Source organism: Thermostichus sp. MS-CIW-30 (genome assembly GCF_054058015.1).
Genome location: NZ_JBSRZW010000041.1, coordinates 1 through 18,809 on the forward strand (window position 1 = coordinate 1; position 18,809 = coordinate 18,809).

Sequence of the window (18,809 nt, forward strand, 5' to 3'; positions counted from 1 at the left end):
TTCAAGTGTGGGCACTGTGGATGGGAAGGGGATGCGGACTGGAATGGGGCCAACATGATTGCCAAACTTGGGGCTGTCGTAAACCAGCCTAGAGGCCCGTGGTTGGCTTGCCAACTGCAGGGCTACCGAAAGCCCGCCCCGTACTGCGAAGCAGTCAGGGCCGGGTAGTTTACTTGGGGATCTCGATGGTTACGTTAGCCAACTGCACATCGTCATGATCCACCCAGGCTCCACCGTGCCGGATGACTGTATCACCTCCCAGCGGCACCGAGATGTGCAGGGATCCCCCGAAAAGGGGAATGCTGATCGGCACTTGGGGACCACGGGTGACCATGCTGGGCTCAATCAGGGTTTTGCCGGTGCGCAGGGTAACAGTGTTCAGGCCCAGGCGCAGATGTTGCAGAGGCAGGGGAATCTGTAGGTTATCTCCCCCCAGGTGAATCTGTTCGATTTCCACCCCGTTCAAGATGACTTGCATGGGAGACATGTTGGCGCTGGGGATCCGGGATTGACCGGCCCGATAGGCGGCAGCTGTATCCAACCCAATCAGGGATCCAATCCGCAAAACCGGTGGGCGGGAAGGCAGGCGTTGCAAAGTGAAAGAGCGGGTCATCTCCACCCCTTGGGCAGGGCCCAGAAATTGCCCGGCGGCAGCCGATTCCGGTGAGTACTGGTTATCCCCCAGGCGGATGACATTCGCCTCCAGTACCAAAGTTGTGTTGGGATCCCAGCGCTCCAACTGCAGTTGCCAAGGCCGATCCCCGCCGGCTTGACCGTTGCCTGTACTTTGGGAATAGGGCAAGTAATTTTCCAGCCGCGCCACCAAAATTTCTTCTGCCGGCAGCGGCCCTGGCAGGCGAAACCGACCCTGGGCATCGGTGCGCACCGAAATACCCGCCCCCGGAATGGCCACCTCCGCCCCGGCCAAGGGCTGCCCTGTCAGCCGATCCACCACCTGTCCCGAATAGGCGGAATCCAACTGCACCTGTCCTGTGGGCACATCCGTTGCTGCCTGAATGCGCTGCTGCAACACTTGCCAGTCGGCTTCTGTGATCCGTCCATCCTGGTCGACATCGGCAGCTCGGATCTGGTCGTCGGTCAATCCCCGTTCTCCCCGCAAGTAGGCCCCCAACAGGTTGAGATCCTGCACCGTCAAACGGCCATCCCCATCCAGGTCGCCCGCCTGAAAGGGCTGCGCGTGGGCAAAAGACACGCCTATCCAACCCAGGCCCAGGGATCCCAGTAGCAAAAGAGAATGAGCCAAACAGGAGACCCTAAACATGGCAACTCTCCTGGGAGTTGTTCATGTTCTAACGTAATTCACCTCCTCGCAGCAGGGCTAACCGAGCCGGTGTAGAGTACTCTTGAGCGCAATTTTGCCGGTTCGCCTTTGGCTGCAGGAGCCGAAAACTTAATGGTAGGATAACCGTGGTGGCTTGCCTGTTCTATGGCTCGATACTCTTGCGTTACCCAGCTTGTGGGCTCAGCCGAGCAGCTCAGCGAGTCGATCCGCGCCGTTTTGGAGCGCTGCCAACTCAATGTCCTCCACAACAGCCTTGATTATTGGGTGGCCGGCGAGCCTCCCGGAAAAAATCCCTACACCAAACTGGTGACGGTGGAAGTGTTTGTGGATCGCACCCGTCAGGCTGCCGACGGCTCTGTACAGGTGACCTGCATTGCCAAAAATGAAGAGCTGCCCCTAAAAAGCGTTAACCACTGCCAACAAACCTTTGACCGACTGAAGGCAGAGCTAGCCCAGTTGCAAAGTCAACTTCAGCTTGCTGCCCAACAAAAAGATGCCTTACGATAGCTAGGCTGAGTTTGCTTTGATCCCATGGCGCGTCGCTGCCAACTAACCAACAAGAAACGCAACAACGCTTTTGCCATCTCCCACTCCCACCGGCGCACCAAGCGCCTGCAGGAAGTCAATTTGCAGTGGAAGCGCATCTGGTGGGAAGAGGGTAAGCGGTTTGTTCGTCTGCGCCTTTCCACCAAAGCCTTGAAGACTCTCAAGGCCAAGGGTATAGGAGCCATGGCCCGGGAAGCCGGGATCGACCTCAGCCGGTTTTGAGCTTTCTCCTCAGCCCAGTTGTGTCTGACAGCTCCAACCTCACAGCAAGCCAAAAAGCTTACGGGACTTGGGTTGCAATCCCGCCAGCAAGGTGTTGAGGGTATCCCGTTGGGTAAGCTCGTTGGTGCCGCTGGCCCGCTCGATTAAGAGCTTGCGCGTCTCATCGGAGAGCTTGGCATCGGTAAAATCGGCTCCACTGAAGAGCGTGTTTTCAATCTGAGCGTCCCGTAGGTTGGCCCCCACCAAAATGGCCTGTTCCAGGTTGGCAAACTGAAGCTGGCAACTCACCAAGGCAGCCTGGGAGAGGTTGCAGCGAGATAGGTTGGCCTGGCGGAAGTCGGCGGCAAAAAAGTTCCCCTCCGCCAGATTAGCAGCCACCAAGCTGGCTTCGCGAAAGATGGAATGGCTGAAACGGCCCCCCTGAAAGCTGCTTTTGTCCAGTTTGGCGGCGGTAAAGTTGCTGTAGTCCCCCAGAGCCTGGCTAAAGCTGGATCCCCGTAGATCTGAGGCGGTAAAATTGGCCCGCTCTAGCTCAGCGCGGCGAAAGTTGCACAGACGTAGGTCGGCTTGCTGCAGGCTGATCGAGCGCAGGTTAGCCCGCGTCAAATTGGATTTGGGCATCTGAATGCGGTCGAACAGGCCCCGCGAGAGGTAGGCATTCTCCAGGTTGGCACCCACCAGGGAGCGCCCCTCACGCAAGGCTTCCAGCAAGTCCCGCGTGGTTTCAATGCGAACCGGCTCTGAGGGTTGAGAAGGGGGAGCACTCACAGATGGAGCATTCCTCACAGGTTAGGCCAGAAATCCGGTCAACCCAGCCGAGAACTGAGGGCCAACTGGGGATTCCACCTATCAAGCTAACGTTTGCGTCGCCTGTCGAGGTTAAGAGGATATTAAAAAGACAACTCTGCATCGAGCTTTCCAGAGGGGGTCTTCTCTTGTGGAAACAGCCTGCCAGCAGAGCACAATCGGCTCCGATTTGTTGCATACTCGGGGCAGCCTTTCGTCAGTGAACCACACCTCCCATGCAGGTAGCTTTTATTGTCGATCCATTGCCTCAGTTGCAGGTGGGCCATGACACCAGCATTGCCCTGATGGAAGCTCTGCAGAAACGGGGGCACCGCATTTTCTGCCTGGGCCTGGCGGATCTCTACTGGGATCAAGGGGAAACGTGGGGATCCCTTGAGGAAATCCGGTTGGATCTGAAGGCGGATCCCTGGTATGAGGTCAAAGACCGGCAACTGCTGCCCCTGAGCCAAATGCAGGCGGTGTGGATGCGCAAGGATCCGCCGGTAGATGCGGCCTATCTCTATGCCACTTACCTTTTGGATCGTCTCTCTCCCAGCCGCACACTGGTGCTCAATCATCCTGCCGGGATCCGCTCGGCCAACGAAAAGCTCTATGCCCTGCAATTTCAAGAGTGGATCCCGCGCACCCGCGTCAGCAGCAACAAGCGTCTGCTGCGTCAGTTTGTTGAACAGGAAGGACAGGCGGTGCTCAAGCCCTTGGGTGGCAAAGGTGGGGAAGGGATCCTGAGGGTCAATGCCGGGGATCCAAACCTCAACTCGTTGATTGAAATGAGCACCCAATTTGGTCGGCTGCCCGTGATGGTGCAAGAGTATTTGCCACAGGCGGCGGCAGGAGATAAACGCATTTTGTTGCTGGAAGGAGAACCTTTGGGCGCCGTCAATCGGATCCCTGGAGAGGGCGATTTTCGGGGCAATGTTGCTGCCGGCGGTCGAGTGGAAAAAACAAAGATTACCGAAAAAGAACGGGCTCTCTGCGGGGCTTTGGCACCGGTGCTCAGGCAGGAGAAGCTGTATTTTGTCGGGATTGATGTTATCGGGGAACGACTAACCGAAGTGAACGTGACCAGCCCAACAATGCTGCGAGAACTCTGTCAGTTGGAAGGAGTTGACCTGGCAGATCAAGTGGCTCAGTGGCTGGAAAAGAAGGTGCCCGTCAAGGACTGAATGACTACCCACCAGGATGTTTCTGGGATCCGGCGCGTCTGTTGCATGGCAGGGATCCCGTCTATCCAGGGAATCCATAGGGATCCCATGAATTCAGAAAGACATAATTATAGCTTAAGGCTGAGATCAGCTTCTTTTGGTCGGCAGCTAGAAAATAAAAAGCCCCACAAGGGGGCTCTATCGCGACCAGTCAGCGACTTATAAAACTCTAGAGCAATATAAAGAAAAGCTCCATGAATAGGCCGTATTGAACACCGTATTGAGCACAGTTTTTAGAATCTCAGAAAAAAGGCCAAATCCTCGGAGCTGTTATCTTTTTTTTAGATTTTCCGACCCGAGGCTAATCCCGAGCCCCTTCTGCTTTGCCGGAGCGGTCTTTAGAGTTGCTGCTCTTGCCCAGTGGGTTACGAGTCAGCCGGTGGCCTTTCCCGTCCCACCCAGCGCCAGATGGTGGGCAGCAGCACTGCCGCCAGTCCGCACTTCACCAAGTCTCCTGGAATAAAAGGGAAGACCCCCTTGTTGAGGACGGCCAAGATCGAGGTGGGCTCAACATTCTGGTTCAGCCACACCCCTAGCCAAGTGGCTCCTAGCAAAAAAATCAGAGCCGAGCAGGACAACATCGCCAGCGCCATCTTCCAGGGGTTGCGATCCACGCCCCAGCGCTCCACCAACCAACCCATCAGCCCTGCAGCCAGGGGAAAAGCCAACAGGTAGCCCCCCGTCGCCCCGGCCAAGTGGCCAAGCCCGGATCCGCCACCGCTGAAGAAGGGCAATCCCAGGATCCCTTCCAGCAGGTACACCAGCAACGTGAGAAAGCCCAGCCGTGCCCCAAAGCCTGCCCCCACCAGCATTACCCCAAAGGTTTGTCCGGTAATCGGTACCGGCGTGAAGGGCAGAGGGATCCGCACCTGAGCCAGGGCAGCTACGAACAAACTTCCCCCCAGAACCAGCAGGAGATCCCGAGTTCGGGAAGGGCGAGGCAGAACAGTTTGCGCCAAGGGTGCGTGAACAAAGGTAGCAGTCATGAGAGGTTTGCACTCCTGTTTACCCGAAGACTGAGCTTAAGGCCCCGTCCCATCGCTGCGCGGAAGCAAGCCAGTAGGGCGGGGAGCATGACTCTAGTCAATAATAAGCTCAACTATACTGAAAATAATGTATAATATGTTCAGTACGGATTACTACCAGTTGATCTTTCTGTTTACTTTCGAGTCTGCCAACATGGTAGCCAAAGCAAAGCAGAAAATTGGTAGTAAGACGACACGGAAACTGCGCTTTGGGTATTCTACTCAAAGCTTTGCGGGATACCGCCATTCTGTTTGGAAACAAACAGAATGCTATCGCTGCATAGTTGAACAGTGATGTTCAGCAGTGTTCAGCGTAAATGTATCAGTATGTCAGGGTTTCAGAATACAAGAATTCGGTTACCGAAAAACTGGGTTTGAAGCCCCGCCCTTTAAAGCGGCTTTGTGCTACGCTGCCTGCAGTGCCAGGGTAGTCAGCCGCTCTCGCCCACAGCAGCACAGGGCGCATTGTTCGCGTAAACGGGCTGTAGGCCCTAAACCCGACAGCCTGACGGTTGGATCCGACCTCAGTGGGTTTTGTGGTTGTTGTTTACAACGGCACCTAAAGGCACTCGGGAACCACCCTGTGTGCTGGCGAGTACGTAGCGCTGGGGAGCTGCGTGGCAGCAACGTTGAGGTCGAGGATGATCCCACGCTGCTCATTTTGCACCCTGTGCATCGGAAAGAGCCATAAAGCCAAGCAGGGGCTAGATGGATTCTTGCGGCACTTCTGAGCCTTTTTCAGGTTGAGCAACACTGGGCCGGTTCTGGCGAGTTGCTTGTACAATCGCCACCGTAAGCAAATGGGAGAGCAGACCCACAGGCCCAGCAAACAAGCACAAAATCAGGGAATGGGTTGTCCATACTCGCTTATCCCACCCTTCCAAGAAGATCCAGCGGCCCACAAACAAATCCATGACGATGTAGTGGACCCATCCCGTCGCCATAACAGAGGGTTGACTGAATAGGCCAGTTAAGCTGGTCAGAGACAGTTGAGGGTTGGAAAATTCCTTGAGAACATCGGCATTAAACCCGGTGACCAAAAGATACAAATAAACCGCCGCCAAAAGAGCGATGGGCAAAAGCGATTCCATCACTTTGCGGGTTACCTTCCAACCCGGCAGCAGAATCATCAAGGCCCAAAAGGGCAGAGCAAACCAGTTAGCCCCGTTAAAGATCATCTCCAGCATGCTTGGCAGCCCCCAACGCTACCTGTCTATTATCGGCCCAATGCCCCCTGGGGATCCCTGCAGTAGCGGGTGGAAATGGATAGGAGTTATTCCTGACTTGCCCTGAAGTTTTTTTCTGGAGCCAGAGGGATCCCGGTCGCTATTCCGGTTGGCGGAGCCTAGCAGTCGCAATGGAGCTGACCGCACGGCCACTGTCGGTGGTGGCAGCAATGCAGGAAATCCGGGATCCGGTGTCGGTCATGGCCCAGAAGCTGCTGATGCTTTTGGCGGTAGAGGTGGGTTGAGCCGGGCCGGTGGGGGATTCTACTGCCACAGAGTCTGGGGATTTCTCCTGAGAAGGGAGCAACACCACAGGTTCCTCACCCCGTTGGGCTGCTGCAACTTTTGGGGCGGGATGTTCTGGTGTGGGCTCAGGGGCTTCTTCTTTGCGGGCGGCCTCTGCAGCAGGGACATTCCGGGGAGAGGGCTGCTGAACCAGCCTCTTGTCAAGGGGTGGTCGTGGCGCGGCAGCGGGGGGTGCAGGGGGGGCTTGGCCGGCGATCTTTCCCCATAAGGCTTTGAGGAGTTGCCACATGGCTGGGTTGGCTACTGAGGGAGAGAGCAGTGAGGAATGGTGTTATCCTGCCATGCTCTGGCCTGAGAATCCATCCCCTCTGCCAGTCTTGATAGAGCAAAGTCATAACGAGTATGATTAAGTAGCTTGCTTAGGGAGAAAGTTCAACATGGCGCAGATTCGCGAGATTCCCCTTGCCCAAATTCGCCGCCCTTTGCCGCGGCAAACGGATCCGGATAAGGTGCAGGCGCTGATGGCTTCCATTGAAGCAATCGGCCTACAGGAGCCCATTGAGGTTTTGGAAGTGGAAGGGGAGTATTATGGGTTCTCCGGCTGCCATCGCTACGAGGCATTTGTCCGCTTGGGCAAGGAGCGGATCCCCTGCCGGGTGCGAAAAGCGCCACGTGCTGTTTTGAAGCTACACCTGGCCTGAGAGGGATCCCTTCTGGCCCGGCTCCTCTTGGGCGGTGTAGCCCCGTTCGTAGGCAAAACGCACCAGTTGCGAGCGATTTTCCAAAGAAAGCTTGCTGAGGATGTTGGTCAGGTGAGTTTGCACAGTGCGCGGGCTGATGAACAGCTTCTCGCCGATTTGCTTGTTGGTGAAGCCGCGAATGACTTCCCGAAAGACCCGCTCCTCAGCAGGGGTCAGAGGCAATTCGGGTGGGGTGGGGCGGGGGTCCGCTTCGGGTTTTGGCTGGGACTGCTGTTGGATTAGCCGCAAAATTTCCGATTGGGTGCGGCGGGAGCGTTCAATCTGGGCCTCGATTTTGGCCACCAACTCCAGGGGTTCAAAGGGCTTGATGATGTAGTCATCCGCCCCCCGCTCGTAGCCCTGAACCCGGTCATCGATCTCTCCCCGCGAAGAGAGAAAAATGAAGGGGACGAGCTCGCCGCCGCGCTGTTGGCGCAGTTGTCGGCAAAACTCAAAGCCGTCCATTTCCGGCATCACCACATCTGAAACCACCACATCCGGCTGCTCTTGGGCAAACAGGCGCAATCCTTCCACACCCGAAGCGCCTGTAGAAACCCGATAGCCATGCTGAGTCAGGTGGCGGCTCAGCACCTTCAGGGAGAGGGGATCGTCATCTACGACCAGTACACGCTTCATGAGAACCCGAGGAGGCTGTCAAGGAAAAGGGTAAAGCGCTATTACCCGTTATCTGTCGCTATTTTAGGGAGACGGACAGGATTCGTCATTTGGCTACGGAGACTGAACCCATGATAGTGGTTTCAGAAGTGGTCTGGTTGAAAGCTGAGAACCACGGTGGCTGTAAAGATGGGGGACTGAACCTGGCCCTCTAAGCTCCCATTCCCGAGTACTGTTGCAAGCCTTTGCGCCACAACCAGCGGTTAGCCAGCCAGAGCAGGCCCGTCCAGGCCAGGCCCAGGCCAAAACCGCGCAGAATGTCCACCGGGATCCCTGCCCAGAGGCTGGCGGGAAAGTGCACCAGGTAGGGGAAGGGTGTCCAGGCCAAGAGCTGGCGCACGGGGGGTGGGAACACCTCAAGAGGAGCAATCACCCCCGAGAAAAACAAGTACATCAAAAAATGGAACTGCTCCAAGGCCGTCACCCGCTCCACCCAAAAGGCCAGCAGCGCCAAGGTGTACTGCATGAGAAAGCGCAGGGCAAAAGCCAGGAGAATGGCCAGGGATCCCAGCCCCACCTGGGCCCAAGAGGGGATCCAAAAGGCACGGGGGTAGAGGACGAAGAAAAGGGCGATTAAAACCAGGGTAAAGGGGAGACGGGCCAAGCGCTCCATCAGGTGGCTGGCCACATGGTGCCAAGCGGGATCCAGAGGCTGCAACAGGAGGGGAGATAATCTGCCTTCGACCACCTCTCGCTCAAAGTCCCAGATGACCCAGACGATGGTGAACTGGCGCACCAGGAACACCGCCAGAAAGTAGCGGATGAACTCCAGAGCAGACAGCGAGAAGTCTCCTGAGCGGGCTGCCTCGCCCCACACCCCCATCATGATCAGGGGCAGGGATCCGGCCAACACCCACAGGATCAGCTCGGCCCGGTACTCCAGCATGTAGGCGTAGTAGGCGGAGAAGAGGGCACCCAACTTGCGCAAAAAGGCGTTCATGAAGATTCCGGTTTTGTAAGCGTTGCGGAGCAATACGAGGCTAGCGGACGCAAGGTGGGCAACAAGCCGGCCAGGCTGACCACCGCTCCCACCACGACAATCGAGGGCGGTGCTACGGGTGAGGGCTGTCCAACCAGAGTCTCCAGACGGAGCAGATGAATCTCTTGCTCAGGAGTGGTGCCCCAGCGGATCAGAGCAACCGGGGTATCGGGAGCTTTCCCTCCGGCCAACAATTCGGCGGCAATGTGGCTGAGGTTGTGCATGCCCATGTAGATCACCAGGGTTTCCACCGCCCCGGCCAAAGCCCGCCAATTGACCTGAGGGCGGTATTTCCCTGCCGCCTCATGTCCGGTAACAAAAGCAACTGAGGAGCTGAGGTCGCGATGGGTGAGAGGGATCCCGGCATAGGCGCTGGCGGCAATGCCCGCCGTAATGCCCGGCACCACCTCCACTGGGATCCCGGCCTGCACCAGAGCCAACATCTCCTCTCCCCCCCGCCCAAAGATGAAGGGATCCCCCCCTTTGAGCCGCACCACCACGGCTGCCGTCCGAGCTTTCTCCATCAGCAAGGCTGTGATCTGCTCCTGGGGCAAGGTGTGAGCGCCGCAGTGTTTGCCAGCATAGATCCGTTCTGCCGTCGGCGGGATCAGCTCCAGGATGGAGGATCCCACCAGAGCATCGTAGATGACCACATCCGCGTGGGCGAGTAGCGCCTTTCCCTTCACCGTCAGCAGCCCTGGATCCCCAGGCCCTGCCCCCACCAAATACACTTTGCCCATCTCAAGTCCTGGTCGCGTCATTGCTGTTGGAAATATCCATTTTGAGGGAACGGGAAAGATTCGGCTATTCCAGCGCCGGGCTAAAAGCCTGGAGTGTCTCCACAATGGCCTGCATCAGTTGAGGATCCCGCCAGAGGGGCGGCTCCACCTGGATTTGGAGCAGAGGCCATTCCCGCTGTAATCGCTGAGCCTGTTCTTGTAGGGCGCGCAGCAGACCGCCTGGAAAGAGAAAAAACGGCAGCACCCGTAGACGGCACTGGCTAAGGCGCAAGCAATGGATCACGACCGCTTCTAAGGTGGGGGACTGGGCAGCAAAAGCCACATGCAAGGGGATCTCGGGCAAGCGCCGTTGCACAGTTTGGATCCCTGCTTGGAGCTGGGCGGCAAACCCCGGCAGACGGCTGCCATGGCCAAGCACAATCCAGGCATCTGCCCGTTCGCCGGATTGCCTGAGCGTTGCAGAGCAAGAGGGCTGTGGAGCCAGAATGCGAGCCACCAACAGATCCAGGAGGGCCGGGTGCTGGCCAATGGGGGGTGTTAACCGGATGGGCAGGCGCGGCCAGCGAGCTTGAACCTGCTTCACCGCAGCCGGCAAATCCTCTTCCACGTGGGATCCCTCGCCCATAAACAGCGACAGCAGCACCACTTGATCGGGAGATCGGCCTGCGCCCAGCCAAGCTGCCAGCCGTCCTTGAATCTGTTCGGCCAGGGTGAGAGGCTGACCTTCCAACTGGGCCAGCTCCACCGGCTGGGGAGCCAGCTGCTGCTGCACCCGGGCCAACAAATCTGCCAAAGCCTGCTGATAATCGGGATCCCGGCTGCCGTGACAGACCAAAAACACCAGGGGATTGGAGGACATGGCAGAGGTCAGGGATCCGAGCGGAAGGGTTCCATTTTGCTACTTTAGGGGATCCCGCCAACTTCTCGCGTAGGATCTGCGCGTATGATTTGAAGAGTACACACCCTCTTTCCCAGCTTCGTCAGCCCTTTCCCAGGTTTTCATGTCATTTGAGAATCGTTCCACCGCCCCTGAACTCTTAATCCATGTCTTGCGGGAGGGGTTGACCGAATCTATCCATCATTGCCAAGCTGTCGTGGCCGATAGCCGCGGGCGTTCTCTGGCCATGGCCGGCAACAGCACCACCCCTGTTTTTGCCCGTTCTGCCCTCAAACCTTTCCAAGCACTGGCCATGCTCTCCACCGGCATCCGCGAGCGCTACCGCCTCAGCGAGAAAGATATTGCCATCATGTGCGGATCCCATCAGGGCACCACGGCTCATGCGCGGCAGGTGTTCAGCATACTGTGGCGGGCCGATCTATCTCCCGATTTGCTGGTCTGCCCCACCCCACCCGGCAAGCCCAGCCCCCTTTGCCACAACTGCTCCGGCAAACATGCCGGCATGCTCGTGGCCAGCCGCGCCCAAAACTGGACCTTGTCAGACTACGCCCAGCGGCAGCATCCGGTGCAAGCGCTGGTGCGGGCCAAGTTGGCGGATTTGCTGCAAATGCCCTCGGAGGAGTTTTTGTTTGCGCGGGATGACTGTGGGGTGCCCACCTACCAATTGCAACTGAATCACCTGGCCTCCCTATTCGCCCAACTGACTGCTGGCGAGCGGCCCGACTTGGAATCGGTAGCACGGGCCATGACCCATCACCCGGAGATGGTGGCCGGACAGGGGTGTTTCGACACGGAATTGATGCGGGCCACTCAAGGGGATCTGGTGAGCAAATCGGGTGCTGAAGGGATCCAATGCATTGGCCGGGTAGGGGAAGGCATGGGCCTGGCCATCAAGGTTCAGGATGGAGCTGCACGGGCCAAATATGCTTTGGCTTTGCACCTGCTGCAGCGCATGGGCTGGATCCAGCCTGCCGCCGCCGAGATGCTGGGGGAGCGCTTCCTTCGCGTCGGCCCCTACACCCGCCTCGAGGTAGAAGGGGAGCTGCGCATGCCTTGAAGAGCCGGAGGTGGGAAGGCCTTGCACCCAAACTCTTGGTGATGCTAGTTTTATCGAAGAAAAGGCCCAAAAACTAATGATTGAAGCCCTCTTCAAGACTCTTGACGACGAGCTAGGCAAGCTATTTGCCCTGACTAAGAAAGCAAAGGAGACCGCAGGGAAAGCCCAAGTCGCTTGTAAAGGAGGGCAAGTTCCAGCCCTGAGCCGCCAGCTACAAGGCTGTAGCTCTGTCCTCAGCGAGGCTCTTTCCCAGGTGGAGACGGTAAGACAAGCCCTTGAACAAACCCAGCAGGTTTTGGAGAGAACTTCTCTTGAAGAACTTGCTAGCGAGGTAGGAGAACGAGTCGGCCAGCCTTGGCTGCCTACGGAAAGCCCCCATGTCTTTGTAGCTTTCCCCGCCTTAGTGCGCTTTTCCAGGGAGGGAGTGCGCATAGATCGCAAGCTTCTACGCTCTCAACGGCCCAGTGCCATTGCAGAGAAGATTCTCCGAGCAAGAATGACCAAAGGGAAAGAAACTAATCCAGAGGTAGTTCTTGAACGCATCTGGAAAGCGGCAAAAATTGCAGCGGGTTACTTGAGAAAGTCAAGCGCAGAGCTGCCTCGTTCTCTTCAAGTACCTGCTCGCGATGTCTTCGAGGTGCTCCACCTCAACAACCCAGACTACACCGAAGTGGAGTTTACGCGGCATCTTTACCTCTTGGATCGAAATGGCACCAACCATGTGGAGGGCTACCGCTTGATCTTCTCCGCGTCTACAGGCACGCGCTCGGGTCGCTACTACCGCATTCGAGACGAAGCTGGGGTGGAGCACGCCTACTATCTTTTGGAGTTTGAGAAGCTATGAGCGAAGAGGGCCAGGGTCGGCTAGAGCCTGATTTGTGGCTGCGCTGTCTGGAAGAAGACTACTTGCGTTCTTTTATCCCTGAAGGTGGTGCCACTGTCAAGCTGGCCGTTGTTCCGAAAGATTCCTACTCTTGGGTGCGGAAAGCGCTGCTGGAAAAGCTTAACCAGTATTCCTTTCATATTTTTGATTTGACAGAGGAGTGCTTAAAGCTGCATTCAGTCGAACAGCTTTGGTTTGCCCTTGCTCAGAGAGTAGATTGGGAGACTTTTGCCAAAGATCTGCGCTTCAACATTCTCCAAAAAATTGGATACCCTCCCAGGCTAGATCTGCAGGACTGCACTTTAGAGCAGTTGGCCGAATTCTATCAGATTGAAGCCAGTGAGATCAAACTAGAGTTTCATCGGGAAATTAAGAGAGGTAGTTTTCTGGATTACTCACTAGCCCTTGACTTTCGCAAAGCCATAGTCCGACTTGTCTACGAACCCCTTCAAAGCCCAGGCACTCTGGAAGGTCTATGCTCTGCAATTCAAGAGTGGCTTAAAGGTACGCTGAGCTCTATCAGCCGGGTGCGTGAAGCGGCTATTTTTCGAAAGATTGACAGGACAAATGCTCGAGAGATTCTACTTTCTTTCTTAAGACTATTTACACGACGATCCGGCTTAGTAGCAGTCCTTGTCAGCTTGCTTCACTACTACGAGCGGACCCCCAGTGGACGCCCTAACTTTACCAGTCGACAAATCCTTGAGCTCTACGAGACTTTGCGTGAGTTTATCGATGCGGAGAGTGAACTAGAAAAAACTGTGTTAATTTTCTTAGCTCCTCCAGAGTTTATTGAATCTGAGCGTCTGTCTTATCATAGATATCGAGCTTTGCAAACTCGAATTGAGAATGAGGTTTCTTCTCTTCAAAAGCCTAATCCATGCACAGCTATGGTGCAGCTTCTATGAATGTAGCGATTGCAGCTAGGCGGGCCATTGAAGCCCTACGAAATGGCGTTCCTAACCGGTTCGCAGTTGCAGAACTTGGCTCTTGGCAGTGTCAGATTGAGGAGCGTTTTCAAGAGCTGTGCAAGGGTGCTAGTTCAGGCCCTGCAGGAATGCTGATAAAGGGGGATTTTGGGACAGGCAAGTCCCATCTTCTACTAACCCTGCAGGAGCGAGCAAGGAAGAATAATTTTGCCACCTCCCTAGTTGTCGTCTCCAAAGAGTTGCCCCTCGGTAACCCCAATCGCCTGATTCCCCGCCTCCTTGCCCAGGTCGAGCTCCCTGACATGGTTGAGCGTGGGATCCAAGGCATGGCAGCCCGGCTACAGTACTCCTCGCCTTCTTTACAGTACTCCTCGCCTTCTTTCCAGAAGTTCCAGCTTTGGGTTAACCAGTGGCAGTTTGGGTCAGGCTGGTGGCCGGCCACCTTGGCTCTGTACCAAAGGTTAGGAGGCGATGACGAGAAGCTAGACGCCATTGTCCGCTTTTGGGCTGGTGAGCCCACTCTGAAGTCCTCAGAGGTAAGGCGAAGCCTACGGGATCACGGCTTGGCAGGTGCTTATCCCATTGGCAAGCTACCCCCTGCAGAAAGCCTACACTGGCAGCGCCTGGCCTTCTGTGCCCAGCTATGTCGGGCCATAGGGTTTGGGGGCTTGGTGGTTTTGGTGGATGAGATTGAGCTTATTGCCCAGTACAGTCTTCTTCAGCGGGTCAAGTCGTACCGCGTTCTTGGGCACTTGTTTGGTACAACAACCCTGCCTGAAGAAATAAAGAAAGCTCCGCTGGTTTTCGTAGGAGCAGTAACCCGCGATTTCGAGAGGGTCATTCTACAAGAAAAAGGAGATTGGGAGAAAGCACCTAAGATAGCTCTCCAGAAGCATATGTCTGAGGAAGTCGTAAAGGCCGGCATGGAGGCTATTAGCCAAGCTACCCCTCTCTGTTCCTGCTTAGAAGCCCGCGAGGCCATTCAATCCATGTGGCATAGGGTAGCGGATCTCTACCAGAAAGCTTATCCCGATTGGGTACGCCCATCGCTGCCACAGCTTCCTGAGCTCTACAGCACAACCACTGTGCGGTCAATTATTCGCCGCTGGATTACGGAGTGGGATGTGCGTCGGTATTACAGCCCCGATACAGAAATTGTGATTGTAGAAGATGAGGCGATCAAGTCTACCCCAACTGAGGAGCTTCCAGAGTTGGAAGAGGACGAAGAATAAGCCCAGTCAATCCCTAACTAGCTTTGAGAGGCCTCAGCGCTGGAAGGGGTTTTGGTAAGGATTGGGGCCGGGGTTGGAGCTCTGGCCTTTGTTGCGGTACTTAGGATTGATGGTCAAGGTGCCGGATCCCAGGCCCCGCTGCGCCAAAAACTCCAGGTTGCGGCGGCGCATGGTGGTGTCGTAGTCGTTCTTGACGCGATCTTCGAGGATGGCCACCTGCTGCAGCGCGCTCAGCAAGATAGCAGCAGCTTGCTCGGAGCTGTAGCCATTCTGGGAGGCATAGCGCACGGCAAACTCGTCGGCTGCTACCTGGGCCTTCTGGCCCTTCTCCGCTTTGCGCAACAGAAACACCGCTGACGCGGCCAAGCCTGCTGCTAAGCCAACGCCGAGGTTATCTCCCATCTGCAGCTCTACCAAAATGCCCATGCTGCCGGCCCCGATCAAGGCGGGATACAGCAACAACGCCGACCAGTTATCCCCCAAAGCCAGCTCTGTGGCCATCACCGCTTCTCGCAAGAAGTAGATCTTCTGCTGGTCAGGGCTCAGCTTCTGCCAACGGCTGAGGTCAATGGCAAAGCGAGAGTACTTTTGCCAGGGGAAGCGCCACAACGGCTGCACAACCCGAGACTGGTCAGGGGTGCCGATCTCGATCTGCACTTCAGAGCGGATCTCCACTGGGAGAAACTGGATCAGGCGGTCAAAGTCGGAAATGGTATACATGCTGGCACAGTGCGGCTAAGGGAGCGGCTGGAGAGGATTACCCATAGTAAAAGATTCTAGCCTTCCTTGCAGGCCAGCTCCAAGCAAGCTTTTTGCAATAGGGCTGGCGGCAGAGGGACAAGCCTGAGCCTAGATGGAAAGGGGGTATGCCGCGTAACATACTCCCGACCCTGTAGCTAGCTTCCCGCAGGGTTGCTACGCATACAGCGCGGGGCTTCTCGGCGGTTTAGCTAAACCTGAGGTGAGCAATCTATTTGGCGGATTGCCCAAGGGACTGAATTTATCATCCCAGTCAAACCCTTGAGGACCAAGACAGCCGTTATCTTAGTTTGAAGAGGGATCCCTGCTGGGGTGTTTGAGATTGGTCAAATCGTTGAGGCGGCGCAGGATCCCCCATCCCTGTAGGGCCTCCAGCAGGGCTTCCCGCACAACCGCTACCGTCTCTTGGTCGAGGGCCAACCGCAGATAATCCACCGCCAGCCGGGTTTGCTCGGGATCCAGGTGGGACATTAAGCTCTGCAAGCGGCGAACGCCCGCCAGCCGTCGGAAGGGATCGGGAGAAGCAATGTCGCTGAGGTCGCGCTCCAATTGAGACCGTTGCCGCTCTTGTCGGCCCCTGAGCCACTCCCCAAACAGCAGCGACAACAAGGCTAGAGTGGCCAATCCCTGTAGAATGGCACCGGTGGCCAGCCAGCGTTGGGTGGATTCTGCCCAGATGGAGATGAGGGTGTAGGTGCCCAAGGTGGCGGCTGCTCCCGAACCAATTGCCAGCAAAAGCCAGCGATCCGCCTGCCGAAACCAAGCTTGCCACTCCTGCCAGCGGCGGTTGAACTCAGGGCTGCGCACCCCCTGTAGCCCCAACATCACCAAGGTGCCCACCCCCAGAGAGAGCGCCAGCCGCCCATTCCAGAAGGCCAACCCTGCCAACGCCAAGGCCGACAGAGCCAAAACCCGCCACTGCGGCCCCGATAGGATCCACAGAGCAACTTGGGATCCCGTCTCCACTGCCCCACGCCCCACCCGCTGCAGATACTCTGACCAGGATCCCTGGCCGGAAGAAGGGCGACCCGATTGATGCTTCACCGATGGCAACTCCCAAAACTCTGTCGCACCTGACCCTTTGCAAGCGGCAAGATAGATCAACGCTCCTTAAATTATGCTCTTATGCTTTATAGAGTCGAGGTAGGCTTTCCACCCTTGGGTTTGCAACTGGTCGTTTTTCTCCTGCACCGCCTGTTTTAGGCTTTCCCGATAGGCGATCACCCGCCGGAGCAGATCGGGATCCCCACTGGCTAGGATCTGCACCGCCAACAGACCCGCGTTGTAGCCGTTGCCAATGGCCACCGTGGCCACCGGGATCCCTTTGGGCATTTGCACAATTGAGTACAGGGAGTCGATCCCCTGCAGGGATGGGCTGAGCACCGGCACCCCGATCACCGGCAGAGGGGTGAGAGAGGCCACCATCCCCGGCAAATGGGCTGCTCCCCCTGCCCCGGCAATAATGACGCGGATCCCTTGGGTATGGGCGCGGCGGGCAAACTCTACCATGGCCTCGGGGGTGCGATGGGCGCTGAGGATCTGCATCTGGTAAGGGATCCCAAACTCCTCACACACCTGGGCGGCAGGTGCAAGGGTGGGCAAATCGGAATCGCTGCCCATTACGATGGCAACGAGGGGGGAGAGTTCCATATCGCTAAGCGACGCTAACGCGACAGGCTGCTGGCCCGGCGTAGCCGATCCATCATCGCATAGCCCAACCCCGTCGAGATGGGTGGGGGCTCTGCCAGCAGGAGCGTAGCATCTCCCTCATCCAGGCGGCGCAGGCTGGCAAAGAGGGCGCGGGCGGCTGCCTTGGGATCCGAACCCAAACACTCCAAACTGAACGTGATCCCCGGCCAATGGCGGGAGAGGGTGTTCAGCAGAGCCTGCGGATCCGTGGCAAAGCTGAGGATGCCCAGGTGGGAATGACCGGTTGTCAGGTGCTGCACCTGTTGCCAATCGCCGGGCTGAAGCTGGGCAAAAGGGGTGGGCAAAAGCCGGAGGGGCTTACTGGGGGCATAGTGGCTGCTCAGTCGTCCCGGCGCTTCTGGCGGGCCCGTTGTGCCATCCTTGGGGGCCTGTTCTGGGGGCAACCGGATGGGCAACCCCAGGTGGGCCTCCAGGGCTTCCAGTGGGATCCCTCCTGGGCGCAGCAGCGTTGGGATCCCTTCGGGGCTGAGCTTTAGCACGGTGGACTCCAGGCCCACGGCACACTCTCCCCCATCCAAGATGTAAGGGATCCGCCCTCCCAACTCTGCATAGACGGCCTGGGCTGAGGTGGGGCTGATGCGGCCAAAGCGATTGGCACTGGGGGCAGCCAGAGGGGTTTGCACCGCCTGCAACAAAGCTTGAGCCACCGGGTGAGCAGGCACCCGCAGGGCAACAGTAGGCAACCCGCTGCTCACCAGATCCGGCACGGTGGGACACTTGGGCAGCACCAAGGTTAGGGGCCCCGGCCAGAAGGTGTCGATCAGGGATCCCAGCAGAGCGCGAGCGGCGGGAGTAAAAGCCGACACGTCCACCAGCCACCCCTGCAATTGCTCTAGGGTCACCCCAGCCGGCAGATGCAGGATCAGGGGATCGAAGCGGGGGCGCTCCTTGGCGGCAAAAATGTTCGCCACTGCCTGCTCATCCAAGCCATGGCCCGCCAGGCCGTAAACCGTCTCCGTGGGGATGGCCACCAACTGGCCCCGCAGCAAGGCTGCCGCCGCTACGGCAATGTGCTCAGGAGTGGGCGAGAGAATTTCCGTCTGCATCCATGACTCGGATTTGGAGTAAGGGCTAGGGATCCCGTTCTTCAATCCATTTTTGCGCCTGGTAGAGGGCGATGTTGCTCTGATCCCCAAACAGCAGCGCCAAGGAAGTGAGCCAAACCCAGAGCAGCAGCACAATAACCGCCCCCACCGCCCTGTAGACTTGGTTGAACTGCCCAAAGTGCTCCACGTAAATCCGCAACCCCCACGACACCCCAACCCACAGTAGGCTGGCCACGATGGCCCCCGGCCAAATCGGGATTTGGGGTCGGCGCAGGCTGGGGCCAAATCGATACAGCACCCAGCAGGAGAAGACGACCAGCCCCAAGGAAATTGGCCAAGTGAGGATCCCCCACAAGTTCAACCCCAGCTCTCGCAAGGGATCCAACTGAGTCGGCCCGTCAACCTCCTGGGCTAAGGATCTCGCTTTCATGGCCAAGAAGCGCAAAAAGCTGGCAGTAAACTACCCGGCCCTGACTGCTTCGCAGTACGGGGCGGGCTTAAGGCCTCCGGCCCGCTGGCGCGAACGGTAGCCCTGCAGTTGGCAAGCCAACCACGGACCTCTAGGCTGGTTTACGACAGCCCCA

Annotated in this window: 22 protein-coding genes and 3 pseudogenes; 11 read left to right on the plus strand and 14 right to left on the minus strand. The window is 57.4% G+C overall.

The window, feature by feature from the left end:
• Window positions 1–168: pseudogene (locus tag ACVWXW_RS13425) on the plus strand (RNA-guided endonuclease TnpB family protein); the annotation flags it as partial.
• Window position 169: 1 nt separating this feature from the next.
• On the opposite strand, the gene ACVWXW_RS13430 reads toward ACVWXW_RS13425, so the two are convergent.
• The gene (locus ACVWXW_RS13430; RefSeq protein ID WP_457404207.1) at window positions 170–1,282 is read right to left on the minus strand and encodes a dockerin type I domain-containing protein; all 1,113 of its coding nucleotides are present in this window, start codon (window positions 1,280–1,282) and stop codon (window positions 170–172) included.
• 165 nt (window positions 1,283–1,447) lie between these two features.
• On the opposite strand from ACVWXW_RS13430, the gene ACVWXW_RS13435 reads away from it, so the two are divergent.
• Complete coding sequence (locus tag ACVWXW_RS13435) at window positions 1,448–1,810, plus strand: hypothetical protein (RefSeq protein ID WP_414328958.1); 363 nt, start codon at window positions 1,448–1,450, stop codon at window positions 1,808–1,810.
• Window positions 1,811–1,834: 24 nt separating this feature from the next.
• The gene (rpmB, locus tag ACVWXW_RS13440; RefSeq protein WP_414373986.1) at window positions 1,835–2,071 is read left to right on the plus strand and encodes a 50S ribosomal protein L28; all 237 of its coding nucleotides are present in this window, start codon (window positions 1,835–1,837) and stop codon (window positions 2,069–2,071) included.
• 39 nt (window positions 2,072–2,110) lie between these two features.
• Here the strand turns inward: rpmB and ACVWXW_RS13445 are convergent, their stop codons facing one another.
• Window positions 2,111–2,839 (minus strand): pentapeptide repeat-containing protein, encoded by a 729-nt coding sequence (locus ACVWXW_RS13445; RefSeq protein ID WP_414328957.1) that lies wholly within the window; start codon window positions 2,837–2,839, stop codon window positions 2,111–2,113.
• Between the two features lie 254 nt (window positions 2,840–3,093).
• Between ACVWXW_RS13445 and gshB the strand changes: the two genes are divergently transcribed.
• Complete coding sequence (gene gshB / locus ACVWXW_RS13450; RefSeq protein ID WP_414350404.1) at window positions 3,094–4,041, plus strand: glutathione synthase; 948 nt, start codon at window positions 3,094–3,096, stop codon at window positions 4,039–4,041.
• 404 nt (window positions 4,042–4,445) lie between these two features.
• Here gshB and ACVWXW_RS13455 read toward each other — a convergent pair whose 3' ends face one another.
• The gene (locus tag ACVWXW_RS13455) at window positions 4,446–5,066 is read right to left on the minus strand and encodes a biotin transporter BioY (protein ID WP_457404209.1); all 621 of its coding nucleotides are present in this window, start codon (window positions 5,064–5,066) and stop codon (window positions 4,446–4,448) included.
• 136 nt (window positions 5,067–5,202) lie between these two features.
• On the opposite strand from ACVWXW_RS13455, the pseudogene ACVWXW_RS13460 reads away from it, so the two are divergent.
• Window positions 5,203–5,389: pseudogene (locus ACVWXW_RS13460) on the plus strand (hypothetical protein); the annotation flags it as partial.
• Window positions 5,390–5,809: 420 nt separating this feature from the next.
• Here ACVWXW_RS13460 and ACVWXW_RS13465 read toward each other — a convergent pair.
• Both ACVWXW_RS13465 and ACVWXW_RS13470 read right to left on the minus strand, forming a co-directional pair.
• Window positions 5,810–6,292 (minus strand): ABA4-like family protein, encoded by a 483-nt coding sequence (locus ACVWXW_RS13465; protein ID WP_011432680.1) that lies wholly within the window; start codon window positions 6,290–6,292, stop codon window positions 5,810–5,812.
• Between the two features lie 139 nt (window positions 6,293–6,431).
• Entirely contained in the window at window positions 6,432–6,866 is a 435-nt protein-coding gene (locus tag ACVWXW_RS13470) for a hypothetical protein (protein WP_457404211.1), read from the minus strand.
• Window positions 6,867–7,014: 148 nt separating this feature from the next.
• On the opposite strand from ACVWXW_RS13470, the gene ACVWXW_RS13475 reads away from it, so the two are divergent.
• Window positions 7,015–7,278: a ParB N-terminal domain-containing protein gene (locus ACVWXW_RS13475; protein ID WP_457404213.1), complete on the plus strand. Its 264-nt coding sequence runs from the start codon at window positions 7,015–7,017 to the stop codon at window positions 7,276–7,278.
• Here ACVWXW_RS13475 and ACVWXW_RS13480 read toward each other — a convergent pair.
• From ACVWXW_RS13480 to ACVWXW_RS13495, 4 genes are all read right to left on the minus strand, one after another.
• Window positions 7,264–7,953 (minus strand): response regulator transcription factor, encoded by a 690-nt coding sequence (locus ACVWXW_RS13480; protein ID WP_414373979.1) that lies wholly within the window; start codon window positions 7,951–7,953, stop codon window positions 7,264–7,266. The two genes, ACVWXW_RS13475 and ACVWXW_RS13480, sit on opposite strands and share 15 nt — an antisense overlap.
• Before the next feature lie 190 nt (window positions 7,954–8,143).
• Window positions 8,144–8,932 carry an ABC transporter permease gene (locus ACVWXW_RS13485; protein ID WP_457404215.1) on the minus strand — a complete coding sequence of 263 codons (789 nt, stop codon included), beginning with the start codon at window positions 8,930–8,932 and terminating at the stop codon, window positions 8,144–8,146.
• Window positions 8,929–9,711 carry a uroporphyrinogen-III C-methyltransferase gene (cobA, locus tag ACVWXW_RS13490; RefSeq protein ID WP_457404217.1) on the minus strand — a complete coding sequence of 261 codons (783 nt, stop codon included), beginning with the start codon at window positions 9,709–9,711 and terminating at the stop codon, window positions 8,929–8,931. Before cobA ends, ACVWXW_RS13485 begins: the two co-directional genes overlap by 4 nt.
• A 64-nt stretch (window positions 9,712–9,775) precedes the next feature.
• Window positions 9,776–10,570, minus strand: a complete 795-nt coding sequence (locus ACVWXW_RS13495; protein ID WP_011432672.1) for a sirohydrochlorin chelatase — start codon at window positions 10,568–10,570, stop codon at window positions 9,776–9,778.
• A gap of 142 nt (window positions 10,571–10,712) precedes the next feature.
• Between ACVWXW_RS13495 and ACVWXW_RS13500 the strand changes: the two genes are divergently transcribed.
• The 5 genes and pseudogenes from ACVWXW_RS13500 to ACVWXW_RS13520 all read left to right on the plus strand — a co-directional run bounded on the left by ACVWXW_RS13500 (window position 10,713) and on the right by ACVWXW_RS13520 (window position 14,710).
• Entirely contained in the window at window positions 10,713–11,666 is a 954-nt protein-coding gene (locus ACVWXW_RS13500; RefSeq protein ID WP_414400684.1) for an asparaginase, read from the plus strand.
• Between the two features lie 574 nt (window positions 11,667–12,240).
• Window positions 12,241–12,510, plus strand: coding sequence for a hypothetical protein (locus ACVWXW_RS13505; protein ID WP_238376915.1), 270 nt, complete (start codon window positions 12,241–12,243; stop codon window positions 12,508–12,510).
• The gene (locus ACVWXW_RS13510; protein ID WP_457404218.1) at window positions 12,507–13,457 is read left to right on the plus strand and encodes a hypothetical protein; all 951 of its coding nucleotides are present in this window, start codon (window positions 12,507–12,509) and stop codon (window positions 13,455–13,457) included. Before ACVWXW_RS13505 ends, ACVWXW_RS13510 begins: the two co-directional genes overlap by 4 nt.
• Window positions 13,454–13,717: pseudogene (locus tag ACVWXW_RS13515) on the plus strand (BREX system ATP-binding domain-containing protein); the annotation flags it as partial. The gene ACVWXW_RS13510 and the pseudogene ACVWXW_RS13515, both read left to right, overlap by 4 nt.
• A 63-nt stretch (window positions 13,718–13,780) precedes the next feature.
• Window positions 13,781–14,710 (plus strand): hypothetical protein, encoded by a 930-nt coding sequence (locus ACVWXW_RS13520; protein ID WP_457404225.1) that lies wholly within the window; start codon window positions 13,781–13,783, stop codon window positions 14,708–14,710.
• Window positions 14,711–14,743: 33 nt separating this feature from the next.
• On the opposite strand, the gene ACVWXW_RS13525 is transcribed toward ACVWXW_RS13520, so the two are convergent.
• The 5 genes from ACVWXW_RS13525 to ACVWXW_RS13545 all read right to left on the minus strand — a co-directional run bounded on the left by ACVWXW_RS13525 (window position 14,744) and on the right by ACVWXW_RS13545 (window position 18,655).
• Entirely contained in the window at window positions 14,744–15,430 is a 687-nt protein-coding gene (locus ACVWXW_RS13525) for a DUF3318 domain-containing protein (protein ID WP_457404219.1), read from the minus strand.
• A gap of 324 nt (window positions 15,431–15,754) precedes the next feature.
• Complete coding sequence (locus tag ACVWXW_RS13530; protein WP_457404221.1) at window positions 15,755–16,513, minus strand: hypothetical protein; 759 nt, start codon at window positions 16,511–16,513, stop codon at window positions 15,755–15,757.
• Between the two features lie 66 nt (window positions 16,514–16,579).
• Window positions 16,580–17,119 carry a 5-(carboxyamino)imidazole ribonucleotide mutase gene (gene purE, locus ACVWXW_RS13535; RefSeq protein WP_414351697.1) on the minus strand — a complete coding sequence of 180 codons (540 nt, stop codon included), beginning with the start codon at window positions 17,117–17,119 and terminating at the stop codon, window positions 16,580–16,582.
• A gap of 14 nt (window positions 17,120–17,133) precedes the next feature.
• Entirely contained in the window at window positions 17,134–18,225 is a 1,092-nt protein-coding gene (locus ACVWXW_RS13540; RefSeq protein WP_457388214.1) for an L-threonylcarbamoyladenylate synthase, read from the minus strand.
• Window positions 18,226–18,250: 25 nt separating this feature from the next.
• A complete protein-coding gene (locus tag ACVWXW_RS13545) occupies window positions 18,251–18,655 on the minus strand; it encodes a YihY/virulence factor BrkB family protein (RefSeq protein WP_457404223.1) in 405 nt (134 codons plus the stop codon).
• Window positions 18,656–18,809: the final 154 nt, after the last annotated feature.